Origin of the sequence: Parerythrobacter lutipelagi, from assembly GCF_005434975.1 — a bacterium.
GTDB lineage: Bacteria > Pseudomonadota > Alphaproteobacteria > Sphingomonadales > Sphingomonadaceae > Parerythrobacter_A > Parerythrobacter_A lutipelagi.
The window spans coordinates 1,601,174-1,614,541 of record NZ_SKCJ01000001.1; the positions used below are offsets into that span (position 1 = coordinate 1,601,174).

17 protein-coding genes are annotated in these 13,368 nt (G+C 61.0%); 10 read left to right on the forward strand and 7 right to left on the reverse strand.

The window, feature by feature from the left end:
* Positions 1 to 2: 2 nt before the first annotated feature.
* The 3 genes from E0502_RS07910 to E0502_RS07920 are packed head-to-tail and all read right to left on the reverse strand — an operon-like array spanning position 3 to position 2,184.
* Positions 3 to 407 (reverse strand): TadE/TadG family type IV pilus assembly protein, encoded by a 405-nt coding sequence (locus tag E0502_RS07910; RefSeq protein WP_137677350.1) that lies wholly within the window; start codon positions 405 to 407, stop codon positions 3 to 5.
* On the reverse strand, positions 404 to 889 hold the full coding sequence (locus E0502_RS07915; protein WP_137677351.1) for a TadE/TadG family type IV pilus assembly protein: 486 nt from the start codon (positions 887 to 889) through the stop codon (positions 404 to 406). The genes E0502_RS07910 and E0502_RS07915 overlap by 4 nt, the downstream gene beginning before the upstream one ends.
* Positions 886 to 2,184, reverse strand: coding sequence for a pilus assembly protein TadG-related protein (locus E0502_RS07920; protein ID WP_137677352.1), 1,299 nt, complete (start codon positions 2,182 to 2,184; stop codon positions 886 to 888). Before E0502_RS07920 ends, E0502_RS07915 begins: the two co-directional genes overlap by 4 nt.
* A gap of 297 nt (positions 2,185 to 2,481) precedes the next feature.
* Here E0502_RS07920 and gltX point away from each other — a divergent pair, with 297 nt between their 5' ends.
* Both gltX and E0502_RS07930 read left to right on the forward strand, forming a co-directional pair.
* A complete protein-coding gene (gene gltX / locus E0502_RS07925) occupies positions 2,482 to 3,846 on the forward strand; it encodes a glutamate--tRNA ligase (RefSeq protein WP_137677353.1) in 1,365 nt (454 codons plus the stop codon).
* Positions 3,847 to 3,921: 75 nt separating this feature from the next.
* Positions 3,922 to 4,440, forward strand: coding sequence for a ComEA family DNA-binding protein (locus E0502_RS07930; RefSeq protein ID WP_137677354.1), 519 nt, complete (start codon positions 3,922 to 3,924; stop codon positions 4,438 to 4,440).
* On the opposite strand, the gene E0502_RS07935 is transcribed toward E0502_RS07930, so the two are convergent.
* Complete coding sequence (locus tag E0502_RS07935; protein ID WP_137677355.1) at positions 4,425 to 5,009, reverse strand: protein-methionine-sulfoxide reductase heme-binding subunit MsrQ; 585 nt, start codon at positions 5,007 to 5,009, stop codon at positions 4,425 to 4,427. The genes E0502_RS07930 and E0502_RS07935 overlap by 16 nt on opposite strands.
* Before the next feature lie 25 nt (positions 5,010 to 5,034).
* Complete coding sequence (gene pyk, locus E0502_RS07940) at positions 5,035 to 6,516, reverse strand: pyruvate kinase (RefSeq protein WP_137677356.1); 1,482 nt, start codon at positions 6,514 to 6,516, stop codon at positions 5,035 to 5,037.
* 49 nt (positions 6,517 to 6,565) lie between these two features.
* Between pyk and E0502_RS07945 the strand changes: the two genes are divergently transcribed.
* Positions 6,566 to 6,880: a DUF1244 domain-containing protein gene (locus tag E0502_RS07945; protein ID WP_137677357.1), complete on the forward strand. Its 315-nt coding sequence runs from the start codon at positions 6,566 to 6,568 to the stop codon at positions 6,878 to 6,880.
* An 81-nt stretch (positions 6,881 to 6,961) separates the two neighbouring features.
* Positions 6,962 to 7,198: a DUF2312 domain-containing protein gene (locus E0502_RS07950; RefSeq protein ID WP_137677358.1), complete on the forward strand. Its 237-nt coding sequence runs from the start codon at positions 6,962 to 6,964 to the stop codon at positions 7,196 to 7,198.
* A gap of 100 nt (positions 7,199 to 7,298) precedes the next feature.
* Here the strand turns inward: E0502_RS07950 and E0502_RS07955 are convergent, their stop codons facing one another.
* A complete protein-coding gene (locus E0502_RS07955; RefSeq protein WP_137677359.1) occupies positions 7,299 to 8,063 on the reverse strand; it encodes a CPBP family glutamic-type intramembrane protease in 765 nt (254 codons plus the stop codon).
* Between the two features lie 47 nt (positions 8,064 to 8,110).
* Here E0502_RS07955 and E0502_RS07960 point away from each other — a divergent pair, with 47 nt between their 5' ends.
* The 5 genes from E0502_RS07960 to E0502_RS07980 all read left to right on the forward strand — a co-directional run bounded on the left by E0502_RS07960 (position 8,111) and on the right by E0502_RS07980 (position 11,192).
* A complete protein-coding gene (locus E0502_RS07960; protein ID WP_137677360.1) occupies positions 8,111 to 8,857 on the forward strand; it encodes a YebC/PmpR family DNA-binding transcriptional regulator in 747 nt (248 codons plus the stop codon).
* A gap of 5 nt (positions 8,858 to 8,862) precedes the next feature.
* Positions 8,863 to 9,336 carry a crossover junction endodeoxyribonuclease RuvC gene (ruvC, locus tag E0502_RS07965; RefSeq protein WP_137677584.1) on the forward strand — a complete coding sequence of 158 codons (474 nt, stop codon included), beginning with the start codon at positions 8,863 to 8,865 and terminating at the stop codon, positions 9,334 to 9,336.
* A 9-nt stretch (positions 9,337 to 9,345) separates the two neighbouring features.
* The gene (locus tag E0502_RS07970; protein ID WP_137677361.1) at positions 9,346 to 9,702 is read left to right on the forward strand and encodes an arsenate reductase; all 357 of its coding nucleotides are present in this window, start codon (positions 9,346 to 9,348) and stop codon (positions 9,700 to 9,702) included.
* Positions 9,684 to 10,736: a glycerophosphodiester phosphodiesterase family protein gene (locus E0502_RS07975; protein WP_137677362.1), complete on the forward strand. Its 1,053-nt coding sequence runs from the start codon at positions 9,684 to 9,686 to the stop codon at positions 10,734 to 10,736. The genes E0502_RS07970 and E0502_RS07975 overlap by 19 nt, the downstream gene beginning before the upstream one ends.
* 69 nt (positions 10,737 to 10,805) lie before the next feature.
* Positions 10,806 to 11,192 carry a hypothetical protein gene (locus tag E0502_RS07980; protein WP_137677363.1) on the forward strand — a complete coding sequence of 129 codons (387 nt, stop codon included), beginning with the start codon at positions 10,806 to 10,808 and terminating at the stop codon, positions 11,190 to 11,192.
* A 7-nt stretch (positions 11,193 to 11,199) separates the two neighbouring features.
* On the opposite strand, the gene ubiG is transcribed toward E0502_RS07980, so the two are convergent.
* On the reverse strand, positions 11,200 to 11,925 hold the full coding sequence (ubiG, locus tag E0502_RS07985) for a bifunctional 2-polyprenyl-6-hydroxyphenol methylase/3-demethylubiquinol 3-O-methyltransferase UbiG (protein ID WP_137677585.1): 726 nt from the start codon (positions 11,923 to 11,925) through the stop codon (positions 11,200 to 11,202).
* 112 nt (positions 11,926 to 12,037) lie between these two features.
* Here ubiG and E0502_RS07990 point away from each other — a divergent pair, with 112 nt between their 5' ends.
* Positions 12,038 to 13,318, forward strand: a complete 1,281-nt coding sequence (locus E0502_RS07990; RefSeq protein ID WP_137677364.1) for an aspartate kinase — start codon at positions 12,038 to 12,040, stop codon at positions 13,316 to 13,318.
* The last annotated feature ends 50 nt before the right edge of the window (positions 13,319 to 13,368 follow it).

Sequence of the window (13,368 nt, forward strand, 5' to 3'; positions counted from 1 at the left end):
CGTCATTCGGGAAGGTAGACGCGCCGTTCTGCCTTGGCTGGGATCGATCCGAGGTCTACGAACACCAGATTGACAGGGATGGAGTAACGTGTTGACAGATCGACATATTTCGTCCCGTTCGACGAAGTGCCGTTCTGGATCGACAACGTGACGGTGCCCGATGCCTCGGTCTTGAGCAGTTCGTCATCGAAGATCGTCTGCATCTCGCTCTGGCTCGGAGTGGGAAAGATTGCCGCGTCGCGTGCAACCTCGTCGATCGCATTCTCGACCGAGTTCTTGGCGAAGAAATAGACCCCCATGTTGAGCACGCCGAGTAGCAGCGTGATCAGCACCGGCAGAATCAAAGCAAATTCGGTGAGAGCTGCGCCGCGGCTGTCGCGGGCAAGTGTGGCGGTCTTCCGGATCATGATATCGGCAACCTTACGACAACAGATCCGCTGAGGGTCGAGGTCTGGACGAAGTCCGCGATGCCATCGATGTCCAGAATCGGCTGATATTCATCCTTGACGTCAATCTGCATATACTGCGCTTCGAGGTCGGACAGACCAGGGCAATCGACCAGACCACTAGTGTATTTAGCCGCGTTGCATTCGGTCCATTTGGTGATCGTGATGGCCGACGTATTCAGCCCGCTCAGCGCGGTGATCTGCGCTTTTATGTCGCTTTCCGACGGCAGCGTCTCGCCATTGGCGATTACGAAATCTGCCCCGGCCTGCGCGTGCTGCTGCAAATGCATCTTGTGGGCAAAACCGGACACCAGATCGACTGCGCCCAGCGCAACCATCGATAACACTGGCAGCACGATGGCCAGTTCGATGGTTGCAGTTCCGCGGCGGTCGCCGAGGAAAGGGTTTGCCCGGCGGATCAGATTGGCAAGGGGGGTGATCATGCGATGAGCCTTACAGTTCCGCCGCCGCCATAAGCAGCCGCGCCAGAGCCCGAGGGGCAATTGTTGGTCACGTCGGTGTTGCCCTCGAAGAAGGCGTATTTGGCGACTATCTGCATGCAGGCGGCACTCATTCCAAGATCGCTGTTGCCGGTGAATTTCACACCGACGCTGGGCGCGTAAATGGCGCCCTCGAAATAGGAATCCGAATTGCCGGTAACGTTGAGATTATTGGTCGATTTGTCCGGCGTACGCGGATCCTGATAGATGATCACGCCCTTGTATGTGCCGGTTGTCGGCGCACTCAGCTGCACAGTTGCGCCGCCGGCGATACTGAAGGTGCCGATCTTCCTGTCGTTGAATGTCGACGCAGTGCTGGTGAAGATGATGGTGACGCCATCACCTTTCAGCGTTGCCCCGGCGGCAATCGAGATGCCCTTTTCGCCAATCAGATAGGTGCCGGGCAACAGCGTGGTCGTGCCGCCCTGGATCTGCAAGCCGGCGAAGCATCGTCCGGTCGCAGGGTTGATCGTCGTGTTGCCCTTGATCAGCGGCCACGAGTTCGGCGAACAGGAAGACTGGGCGTTTGGCGTAGGCAACTTGCCGGCATAGGGATCGGCCACACTGGTGATCCCGTCATTGACCTTGGTATCGGAAGTGATTCCGCCACCCGTATTCACGGTGCCGACGGCAGAAAGCGCCCCTGCATCGATCAAGTCCGAAGTGGTTGCATCGAAATTGGAATTGGACGCGAGGCCGCAATTCATCTGCACTCTCGAGCTGCCGACAATCTCGATCCCGGTCGAAGCGGTGTCGAGCGTGATCACGCAGTTGGGGACGGTTACTGCGTTCTCGGCAATGGCAGAAATCTGGATTACCGGGGCCGCATCCATGAACAGGCCGGAGAAAGGGAGCTTTTCCTGCGTGGTCAGGACGACCTGGACCGCCTGATCGTTGCCTGTGTGCGGGCCTGAAGTCGGCGCGTTGTTGATTTCCTTGATCGTGAAATTGCGCAGATCGTTGTGCGCAAGCGAACGGCGAACGGCGTTGTTTACGGTATGGCCATCGGCCAATGCGCGTGCCCCGGCGAGTGCGCCCAGATCCGCAGCGCTATGTAGCTGCCGTTTCCAGAGGATCCATTGCGTCGCATCGACCCCGAGGCCGACTGCGCCGATCAGCGGGATCAGCGAAAGTCCGAAGACCGCCAGCGTGTTGCCTTTGGCGTCACGGCGGAGCCGTTTCATTGTCGCGAGTAACCCGTCGAGCATCTCTTCCACCTCCAACTGCGGGAATGCCATCTTTATGGTGGCTCTTGTGGGGGATGGGTCTGCAAAAAAGCACTAACGTACATGGCTAAGATTTGCTTAAATTGTCTCCGCATTAACCATCTAAAGCATTGAAGTTGGGAATCTTACATTCCTCCTGGGATGGAAAATCATTTGTAACATTTTGTGCAGTTTGGCACTCTGTGCCCGTTTTTGCTTGCGTCGCGGGGCGCTAACCCATCGATCGCCATCTCGTCCGTGCCGCTGCTTTCTGGTTGCGGCGGCTTTGCTGTCTCGCATTGCCTTGCCGGACCCGCTATTGAGCGCCGCATGACCACGATCACGCGCTTCGCCCCGTCGCCCACCGGGCGGCTCCATGTCGGCAATATCCGCACCGCGCTGCACAATTGGATGCTCGCCCGCTCCACCGGTGGACGCTTCCTACTGCGGATCGACGACACCGATGCAGAGCGGTCGAGGGAAGAGTATGTTGATGCGATCCGCGCGGATCTCGCGTGGCTGGGCCTCGAACCCGATGGCGAGGAAAGGCAATCGGCGCGGCTTGAAAAATACGAGGATGCCTTCGCCGCGCTGAAAAAAGCAGGCCGGGTCTATCCCTGCTATGAAACCGCACAGGAACTGGAGCTCAAGCGGAAGATCCAGCTTGGACGCGGCATGCCGCCAATTTACGATCGTGGTTCGCTCCGGCTGACGGCTGAGGAACGGGCGGCGAAGGAGGCACAAGGCATCGCCCCGCATTGGCGTTTCCAGCTCGACCATGGCGAGACGATTGCGTGGCAAGACGGAGTGCGGGGGGCGCAGAAATTCGATCCGGCACAATTGTCAGACCCGGTCATCCGCCGCGCCGACGGCTCATGGCTTTACATGCTGCCCAGCGCGGTGGACGATATCGACATGGGCGTCACGAACGTGTTGCGCGGGGAAGATCATGTTTCTAACACTGCCGTGCAAATTCAGATGTTTACCGCACTTTATGCTGCAGGCTTTGGTGCAGCAAAAGATGCAGCAAAAGCGCATCCCGATTTCGCGCACGAAGCGCTGCTGGTCGGGCGCGAGGGCAAACTTTCAAAACGGCTCGGATCGCTCGGCTGCGATGCCTTTCGTGAACGCGATATCGAACCCGAAGCGGTCATCGCACTGCTCGCGCGGCTGGGCACGTCTCAGCCGGTCGAACCGATTGCCAATGTGCAGGTTCTGATCGACAGTTTCGATCTATCGACCTTTGGCCGCGCGCCAGCCAAGTTCGATGATACCGAACTTGACCGGATCAATGCGGCTATCGTGCATCAACTCGAATTTGCGGAGGTTTCCGGGCGCTTGCCCGAAGGTATGGATGAGGCGGGCTGGCACGCTGTCCGGCCGAACCTGTCCCACCTAGGCGAAGCGGCCCAGTGGTGGCAGCTGGTGACCGGCCCGATCGATCCGGTGGACCTTGCGGTCGAAGACCGTGCTTACCTCGCGGCAGCGGCCGAGGCTCTGGTCTGGGGCGACGATCCCTGGCACGCTTTAACCGGTGCGCTGAAGGAGCAGACCGGGCGTAAGGGCAAGGCTCTGTTTCTGCCCCTGCGGCAGGCGCTTACCGGCATGAACCACGGCCCGGACATGGGGGAACTGCTGCCGTTGATCGGAGAAGAGCGCGCACGGCAACGGCTTGAACGGGCGGCCGCAAAATAGCCTCTTGCCAGAAACCGCTTCGCATCGCACTGCATTCTGATATTGAGAACCTTTAGCAACAAGAAAGATTCGCCCATGCGCAAACTGATTGCCGCCGCCGCACTTACCGGCTCCGTTCTGGCCCTCGCAGCCTGTTCTCCGGGAGCCGGAGAGGGTGGCGAAACCGCCGAGACCAATGGGGAAGCGGTTGCCGGCGACACTGCTGCGGCGGATGCTGCCGCTGAATCCGCCGTGCTCGACCCGAACAGTGCGACGGCAGAACAGCTTGCTGCGGTTGACGGTATGACCGCCGAACTCGCCGAAGCAATCGTTGCCGGCCAGCCCTACGCGAGCGTGACCGACCTCAACACCAAGTTGCTGGAAACCGTTTCGAAGGAAGATGCGGCGAAGATCCTCACTGCGGTTTTCGTTCCGGTAAGCCTCAACAACGGCAGCGAAGAAGAAATCCGCCTCATCCCCGGCATGACCGACAAGATGGTCCATGAATTCGAGGAATACCGGCCCTATGCTGAAATGGGCGATTTCGACCGCGAGATCGGCAAATATGTCGATGAAGCCGAAGTCGCGCGCTTCAAGAATTACGTCACTCTCTGACGGACCTGAATGGCGACCCTGACGATCTCGATCGCGGCCAGGATTCCGATATGGATCCAGGCCGTGGTCGGGTCGAAGGCAGACCAGACCCAATGCAGGAAGACGAGGATCGCCGCCGGATAGACCAGCCGGTGCAGTGTCTTCCATGATTGCTTGAGTGCCCGCATCGACACATCGTTGGACGTGACGGCCAGCGGGACGAACAGTGCAAACGCAAGCCAGCCGACCAGAATGTAGTCGGTGGAAAGCTCGGAAAGAACGGTGTCGAGCGAGCCTTTGCGCCACAGATAGATGGCTGTGTGACCAGCGGCATAGGCAAAGCTTGCCACGCCCAGATCGCGCCGCCGCCGCATCAGCCACTTGGCCCATCCCGCTCGCCGGAACAGCAGCCGGACCGGGGTGACAGCCAGCGTCACCATGAGCAGCCACGCCGACCAGTCGCCGCTATCGCCGATTGCGTGGCCATACCCATAAGTATCCGGCGTCGCGGCCCAGCGGCCTAGAATCCATATCCCCGGCAATGCAAGGACCAGCCAGAGCAGCGGGCGGGAATCGAAGCGGCCTCTCATCGCTTGTGCCGATGCGCTCCGGTCCTTATTTCTCGTGCCTGTCGAGCTCGTCGCCGCGCAGCGTCACGACATGGAGCAGATTTGTGCTGCCCGGTGTCCCGAACGGCACCCCGGCCAAGGCGATCATCTTGCTCCCCGCTTTGGCGAAACGGTGGCGCAGCGCCATGCGCTTGCCCTTCGCGATCATCTCTTCGAAACTGCCGATGTCCTTCGTCGCAACCGCATGGGTTCCCCACAGCAAGGCCAGCCGGCGCGCGGTGCGCATTGACGGGGTGAGCACCAGCATCGGTACGCTCGGCCGTTCGCGCGCCACGCGCCTTGCGGTCGAGCCACTGCCGGTGAACACGGTGATCGCGCTGATCGGCACTGTGTCGGCAATGGTCATGCAGGCATGGCTCAATGCGTCGGCCGTGGTCGGATCGGGCGGGGTGTCGAGCATGCGCACCCGTTCCAGATAGGCTTCGTCATCCTCCACCTGAACGGCAATCTTGTCCATGATCGTCACCGCTTCTTCCGGCCAGTCGCCCGCTGCGGTTTCAGCAGACAGCATGACTGCATCGGCCCCGTCATAGACCGCGTTCGCCACGTCGGACACTTCAGCGCGGGTCGGGGCAGGGCTTTCGATCATGCTTTCGAGCATCTGGGTCGCGACGATCACCGGCTTGCCCATCAGCCGCGTCTTGTTGACGATGCGCTTCTGCAGCGGCGGGACTTCCTGCGGCTCCAGCTCGACGCCCAGATCCCCGCGCGCGACCATCACGCCGTCGGACATCTCGATGATTTCATCCAGCCGGCGCACTGCCATCGGCTTTTCGATCTTCGCACACAGCGCGCCATGCCCGCCCATCAGCTTGCGTGCCTCGGCCAGATCTTCCGGCCGCTGGACAAAGCTGAGACCGATCCAGTCGGCCCCTTGCTGGACAGCGAATGCAAGGTCCTTGCGGTCCTTGTCGGTCAGCGCCGGAATGGGGATCTCCGCATCGGGCACGTTCACGCCCTTGCGGTCCGAAATGACCCCGCCGACTTCTGCCGAACACAGGATGGCGTCGTCTTTTGCTTCGATCACCCGCAAGCGGATCTTGCCATCGTTGATCAGCAATCGCTGGCCCTTTTCCAGCAGGCCGAACAGTTCGGGGTGCGGCAATTCGACCCGGGTTTCATCGCCCGGTTCGGGATTGCGATCGAGCGTGAAATGGCCCGAATGGCGGATGACTGCCTTGCCGTCCTTGAACTTGCCAACGCGCAGTTTGGGGCCCTGCAAATCGCAGAAAATGGCGATCGGGCGGTGGAATTCTTTCTCCAGATCGCGGATGGCCTTGATTGTGTTGGCGTGGGTGGCGTGGTCGCCATGGCTCATATTGACGCGGAACGCATCGACCCCTGCCTTGAACAGCTTGCGCAGCATGGCCGGGTCTTTGGTCGCCGGACCGGTCGTGGCGAGGATTTTCACCTTGCGGCCGCGCGGGTCGATCTGGGTGTGGTCGGGCTTCTGCTCGGCTTTTGTCATAGGGGCAGAGCTATGGCACAGCCGTGTTGCAAGACAAGGAAAAGCGCCAATGGATACGAATTCAACCGACAGCCTCGATCAATTGCCCGATGCCGTAGCAGCTGCCGCGTTTCGGCGGCTGGTGCGCCACCTGCGCCACCGCCACGATGCCCAGAACATTGAACTGATGGGTCTGGCCGGGTTCTGCCGAAATTGCCTCGCCGACTGGATCAGGGACGCAGGGTTTGACGGTGACAAGCCTGCGGCACGCGCGCTCATCCACGGAATGCCGATGGAGGAGTGGAAAGCCACCCGCCAGAGGCCCGCGACCGATGAACAGGTTGCGGCAATGGAGGCAAGCCTTCTGAAGAACGCACAGGAATAATTTCCAACCCCTGTTCAATCCGGCGTTGCTCCTCGCTATCGGGTGGCCAACCGATTCACATCCGATTCTTGGAGACTCATAATGGCTGAAGCCACCGACGACCGCCTGCGCCTGCTGATCGAACGCATCGAACGCCTCGAAGAAGAGAAAAAGGGCATCGCCGACGACATCCGGGACGTTTACGCAGAGGCCAAGGCCGTCGGCTACGACCCCAAGATCATGCGCCAGGTCGTTCGCCTGCGGAAGATGGACGCCAACGACCGCAACGAGATGGAAATGGTGCTCGACACCTACAAGGCGGCGCTCGGCCTAGGCTAAGTAGAGACCGCCCATCCGGACTTCCGCCGCGCAAGAACGCGCGGCGGGAAGGATTGCCGGAAGGCGGAACCGCCAAACTCAGGCGCCAGACTTCCGGTTCCTAGACTGCGAATTTGATCGCGGTAACGATCACCGCCACCAGCGCACCGTTGTGCGCGATGTGGAGCAGAATGCTCGACCACAGTCCGTAACGGACCCGCGCGTAGCCGAAGATAGAGCCACTGATGAATTGCGGAATGACGAACGGCAGCAGAGTGGCGAGCGAACCCTCGGTGTAGTTGCTCAGGTGGACCAGCGCGAAGGCGAGCGTGCTGATCCAGAAAAACAGCGGAAAAGCGCGGCTGAACCAGCCCCACGGTAGCTGTTTGCGCAGCAGCACTGCGACAAGAACTGCGCCGAGAAGCGACACGAAAAACAGCCCTGATCCCGCCAGAGGGTTCGCTTCACCAGCGAGCACCAGCCCTGCAACGCCGGCACCCAGCACAACCAGCGACAATACGGCTGCGGGCCTGCCTGACAGCCAGCCGCGAAACGCGATTTCTTCGATAATCGGGGCGACGAGCACGACCGCGATGATGATCAGCGGCGTCCATTCAAGCTCGTCCAGCGCATTGGCGGGCGGTTCAAATCCAAGCAACGCGGCCGCCGTCATGGCGCAGATGATGAGGCCGCCGATGATCAGCAGGTCGAGCACCAGCATCTGCAGCGTTGCGACCAGCGAGAACTGGCTGATCCCGGTGACATTCGCGGGCAGTGCGGGACTGCGCAGAAACGCGAGATACGATCGCCATTCGCCGCGCGTGCTTCCGGCGAATTCGCGTGTTTCGGTGCCGGGTGTATCCGGGGTTGTTATAGTGCCTGTCATGGGGCTAATGCGCCTGCCATCCAATCGTTAAAAAACCGGGCAGACCCATGGCAGGCCATTCCAAATTCAAGAATATCATGCACCGCAAGGGTGCGCAGGACAAGAAGCGCTCCAACCTGTTTTCCAAGCTATCCCGCGAAATTACCGTTGCGGCGAAGATGGGCACGCCCGATCCGGACATGAACCCGCGACTGCGGCTGGCGGTCAACACGGCCAAGGCTCAGTCGATGCCGAAGGATAACATCCAGCGCGCAATCGACAAGGCAAGCACCGGGGATGACGAGAATTACGAAGAAGTCCGTTACGAAGGCTATGGCCCGGGCGGCAGCGCAATGATTGTCGAAGCCCTGACCGACAACCGCAACCGCACTGCAACCGCCGTGCGCACCGCGTTCAGCAAGCACGGCGGGAATTTGGGTACGGAAGGCTCGGTTGCGCATGGCTTCGAACGGCTCGGCTACATCGAATATGGCGCCGATGCCGGAAGCGAGGACAAGGTGCTCGAAGCGGCGATGGAAGCGGGTGCTGAAGACATCGCTTCGTCGGACGAGGGGCACGAGATCTGGACCGCACCGGAGGATCTCCACGAAGTCGCCACAAGCCTGGAGAAAGCGCTGGGCGAAGCGAAGGAAGTCAAGCTGGCATGGAAACCCAACCTGACGGTTGAAATGGACGAGAAGAACGCCTCGACCCTGCTCAAGCTGATCGATGTGCTCGACGATGATGACGATGTGCAGACCGTTTGGGGCAATTACGAGATTTCCGACGAAGTGATGGCCAAACTCGGCGATTGAGCCTGGTGATAATCCTCGGCCTCGATCCTTCGCTCAGTTGCACCGGCTGGGGCGTCATCCGGGCAGAGGGATCGCGCCTGAGCCATGTCGCCAACGGTCAGGTCAAAACCGACGCCAAAGCGCCGATGGCGCTGCGGCTGGCGCATCTGCAGACCGCGCTTGCCGATGTGATCGTTTCTCACCGCCCCGATCGCGCCGCCTGCGAGGAAGTGTTCGTCAACAAGAACCCGCAATCCACGCTCAAGCTGGCGCAAGCGCGCGGCGCGGTGCTGGCCGCGTGCGGGGCTGCAAACCTGCCGGTCAACGAACATGCGGCGCGGCTGGTCAAGAAGGCGGTCGTCGGCACGGGCGCGGCGGACAAGGCCCAGGTGCAGGCGATGCTGAAAGTTTTGCTGCCCGGTGCGGCTATCGCGGGCGCCGATGCGGCCGATGCGCTGGCCGCCGCGATCGCCGACGCGCATCTGAGCAAATCCTGGTAGGAAAGACCCATGACCATACACCTTTACGGCATCCCCAATTGCGACACCGTCAAGAAGGCGCGAAACTGGCTGGAGGCGAAGGGCCGCGATTACACCTTCCATGACTACAAGAAAGAAGGCGCCGATGCGGGCAAGGTCGCCGGGTGGATCGATGCCGCCGGTGTCGATACCGTGCTCAACCGGCGCGGCACCACTTTCCGCAAGCTGCCCGACGAGGACAAGGCCGATATCGATCCCGCCAAGGCTGTGTCATTGCTGGTTCAGCATCCATCGATGATCAAGCGGCCGATTGTGGAGCATGATGGCGATACCGGGGGCGGCCTGCTGGTCGGCTTCAAGCCGGAAGAATGGGAAGCTGCCTTTTGAAGAATGTCATCCTGGCCGCGCTGGCTTTTGCTGTTGCGGCGCCCGCTGTGGCCGAGACACCCATCATCATCGCGCATCGCGGGGCGAGCGGCGAGCGGCCCGAGCACACGCTTGCGGCTTACGAGCTCGCAATCGATCATGGGGCGGATTACATCGAGCCCGATCTGGTCGTGACGAAGGACGGCGCGCTGGTGGCACGGCATGAAAACGAGATTTCGCAAACCACCGATGTCGCCAGCCGCGAGGAGTTTTCCAGCCGCCGCCGCTCGAAGGAGATCGACGGCGAGCTGATCAACGGTTTTTTCGCAGAGGACTTCACTCTCGCCGAATTGCGCACCTTGCGCGCGAAGGAACGCATTCCGGGTATCCGGCCGCTGAACGCGCGGTTCGACGGGCTGTATCAGGTTCCCACGCTGGAAGAGATCGTCAAGCTGATCCGCGCTAAGGAAGCGCTAACCGGGCGCAAGGTGGGCCTCTATCCCGAACTCAAGCATTCCGATTTCCTGTTGCAGGAAGAAGGAATCGATATGGTCGATCTGCTGCTGCTCGAGCTGAAGCGGCTGGGCGTGACGCCGGGCGATCCGGTGTTCATCCAGAGCTTCGAAGTCGGTCCGCTGCAACGGCTCGACAAGCGGAGCGATTTCAAGCTGGTGCAACTGGTCGGCACCGAGGGCGGCCCGGCGGACGAGCCGGAGATGCGTTATGCCGAAATGATAACCCCTACGGGCCTCGCTGAAATTGCGACCTATGCCGATGCGATCGGGGTGGATATCCGGCTGATCCTGAACGGAGAGGCAAATGCGACTTCGCTGGTACGAGATGCCCATGCCGCCGGATTGAAAGTCCATGCCTGGACATTGCGCAAAGAGAACACTTTTCTGCCGCCCGCGCTGCAATCGGGAACCGATCCTGCCGGTACCGGCTGCGGTGACATCCAGATGGCTTTCAAGCTGGAAAAAATCGGCGTTGACGGGCTGTTCATGGACGATCCGATCTTTGGCGGTCGGGCTTGTGCCGAAGGCCTGATCGAATAGTTCGGCTGGTCTTACAAAACCTTCATCAATTCAGCCTATCGCCGCCAGTGAGTTTACGAAGGGGGCCGCATGATGCGCATTGTTACCATTTCCGTCCTTGCTGCAACGCTGACCGCTTGCGGGCCGGGCGTGAGTGAACAGAACCTGCCGCAAACGCTCGAAGGTGCGGCCAATTTCATCAACACGGACGGGCAGGCAATGCTCGCCGGCGAAATGGGCAACGCTCAGGTTAGCGCCGCTGCCGAAGGCGGCGATACGCTGGTGTTGAAGATCGAGAATCTGCCGACCGGTAATCAGGTGATGGACCCAAATGTCATGCGCAAAATGCTGCGCCCCAGCATCTGCGACAATTCAGGCAATCGCAGCGTGATCGATGCAGGCGGCAAATTCCGGGTGGAATTCATTTCCAACACCGGCAAGGCTTCACCGCCGGTGACCATTGCGAACTGCAATTAGGTCCGGCTCAACTGCGCCTGGCGCTCAGTATGTAATTCAGGTTTTCATCGTCTGACAGGTGAAGTCCCTTGGCTACGCTGAAGCCGATACCCTTGCGTGCGGTCACCGTCATGCCTGCATCTTCCAGCAAGGCTGCCAACTCGTCAGGGGTGATGAAATCGTCCCAGTGATGCGTCCCGCGCGGGATTGCGCCAACAGCTTCGGCTGCGCCGATCAGGAGCAATCGGCTGGCAGCGGTGCGGTTCGGCGTCGAAAGCACCATCAGCCCGCCGGGTGCCAGCCGGTCTGCCAAGGCAGCAACAAAGGCGCGTTTGTCAGCGACGTGCTCGATCACTTCCATGCTGGTGACCAGATCGAACTGGCCGATGTCGAGGCTGCCGATCTCGCCAGCCATGTAACGGATATCGAGCCCCGCACCCTCTGCATGCGCGGCGGCAGCTGCCACGTTCTCCGGCGCAGCATCGACCCCGGTGACATCCGCACCGAGCCGCGCAAGCGGTTCGCACAGTAGGCCCGCGCCGCAACCCACGTCGAGCGCGCTCTTGCCCGCTAGCGGGCGCACGCTTTCAATATCGCCCGCCCAGTGCATGTCGATCGCCTCGCGGACGAATCGCAGCCGGACGGGGTTGAGCTTGTGAAGCATGGCCGACGAACCCTTCGGATCCCACCATTCCGCCGCCAGCTGGCCGAAATGCGCCGCTTCTTCCGGGCGAATGGTCGTGCCACTTGTCATCGGCGCATTTGAAGCGCCTGAAGTTTTCGTTTTCGCCGATTCTGTTGCATCACTCATGTGTGCACCCTAACAGCCGCAACAGACCCGCACCAGCGAGACCGGAGGCAATCCCTTGGCGCGTATCGTGATGAAATTCGGCGGCACTTCGATGGCCGGAACCGAGCGCATCCGGCGCGTGGCCAATATCGTCCGCCGCCAGCAGGCTGCGGGGCATCAGGTGGCCGTGGTTGTCTCTGCAATGGCCGGCGAAACCGACCGGCTGGTCAATTTCTGCCGCGAAGCGCACGCGCTGTACGATCCGGCAGAATACGATGTCGTTGTTTCCAGCGGCGAGCAAGTGACCAGCGGGCTTCTCGCGCTCACCCTGCAAGGACTGGGCTGCAAGGCGCGCAGCTGGCTTGGCTGGCAGATGCCGATGCGGACCAGCGACGCGCACGCCAAGGCGCGGATCGAAAGCATGGACGCGCCCGGCATGATTGCAGCGATGGAAGCGGGCGAGGTGGCTGTGATCCCGGGTTTTCAGGGTGTCACCGACGACGGACGCATAGCGACACTGGGGCGCGGGGGGTCCGACACTTCGGCCGTGGCAGTGGCTGCCGCAATCGGTGCCGACCGCTGCGACATCTACACCGATGTCGACGGGGTCTACACCACCGACCCGCGGATTGTGGCGAAGGCGCGCAAGCTGAAAGCCGTGACTTACGAGGAAATGCTCGAACTTGCGAGCGTGGGCGCGAAGGTCTTGCAAACCCGCTCTGTCGGGCTCGCGATGAAAGAGGGCGTACGGGTCCAGGTCCTGTCCAGCTTCATCGACGATGACGCGACACCTGCCGACGAATTACCTGGAACCCTGATCGTCTCCGAAGAGGAGATGGACCGCATTTTGGAGGAAGGCGACATGGAACGCCAGCACGTGACCGGCATAGCGCATGACAAGAACGAGGCGAAGATCATCCTCACCCGCGTGCCCGACAAGCCGGGTGCGGTGGCGCATATTTTCGAACCCCTCGCCGCAGCCTCGATCAATGTCGATATGATCATCCAGAACGTTGGCCGCGACAAGGGCGAGACCGACGTAACCTTCACTGTCCCGCAAACCGATCTCGCGCGCGCGCAGGCGTTGCTGGAAGACAAGCGCGGAGAAATCGGTTTCAATCGCATCATTACCGACAGCAGCATTGCGAAGATCAGCGTCGTCGGTGTCGGCATGAAGAGCCACGCGGGCGTCGCCAGCAGCATGTTCCGCGCGCTGTCCGATCGCGGCATCAACATCCAGGCGATCTCGACCTCGGAAATCAAGATCAGCGTCATGATCGACGAGGACGAAACCGAACTGGCCGTGCGCGTGCTGCACACCGCCTATGGGCTGGATGCTGCCGACGAAGCGGCTTGAGTCGATAATCCCCTGATGCAAGCCCCCGGGCGACGGATCGTCGTCCGGGG

Bases quoted from the DNA above. Each gene is read 5' to 3' on its own strand.
- E0502_RS07910 (WP_137677350.1), bottom strand. From the start codon at position 407: ATGATCCGGAAGACCGCCACACTTGCCCGCGACAGCCGCGGCGCAGCT.
- E0502_RS07915 (WP_137677351.1), bottom strand. From the start codon at position 889: ATGATCACCCCCCTTGCCAATCTGATCCGCCGGGCAAACCCTTTCCTC.
- E0502_RS07920 (WP_137677352.1), bottom strand. From the start codon at position 2,184: ATGGCATTCCCGCAGTTGGAGGTGGAAGAGATGCTCGACGGGTTACTC.
- gltX (WP_137677353.1), top strand. From the start codon at position 2,482: ATGACCACGATCACGCGCTTCGCCCCGTCGCCCACCGGGCGGCTCCAT.
- E0502_RS07930 (WP_137677354.1), top strand. From the start codon at position 3,922: ATGCGCAAACTGATTGCCGCCGCCGCACTTACCGGCTCCGTTCTGGCC.
- E0502_RS07935 (WP_137677355.1), bottom strand. From the start codon at position 5,009: ATGAGAGGCCGCTTCGATTCCCGCCCGCTGCTCTGGCTGGTCCTTGCA.
- pyk (WP_137677356.1), bottom strand. From the start codon at position 6,516: ATGACAAAAGCCGAGCAGAAGCCCGACCACACCCAGATCGACCCGCGC.
- E0502_RS07945 (WP_137677357.1), top strand. From the start codon at position 6,566: ATGGATACGAATTCAACCGACAGCCTCGATCAATTGCCCGATGCCGTA.
- E0502_RS07950 (WP_137677358.1), top strand. From the start codon at position 6,962: ATGGCTGAAGCCACCGACGACCGCCTGCGCCTGCTGATCGAACGCATC.
- E0502_RS07955 (WP_137677359.1), bottom strand. From the start codon at position 8,063: ATGACAGGCACTATAACAACCCCGGATACACCCGGCACCGAAACACGC.
- E0502_RS07960 (WP_137677360.1), top strand. From the start codon at position 8,111: ATGGCAGGCCATTCCAAATTCAAGAATATCATGCACCGCAAGGGTGCG.
- E0502_RS07970 (WP_137677361.1), top strand. From the start codon at position 9,346: ATGACCATACACCTTTACGGCATCCCCAATTGCGACACCGTCAAGAAG.
- E0502_RS07975 (WP_137677362.1), top strand. From the start codon at position 9,684: ATGGGAAGCTGCCTTTTGAAGAATGTCATCCTGGCCGCGCTGGCTTTT.
- E0502_RS07980 (WP_137677363.1), top strand. From the start codon at position 10,806: ATGATGCGCATTGTTACCATTTCCGTCCTTGCTGCAACGCTGACCGCT.
- ubiG (WP_137677585.1), bottom strand. From the start codon at position 11,925: ATGACAAGTGGCACGACCATTCGCCCGGAAGAAGCGGCGCATTTCGGC.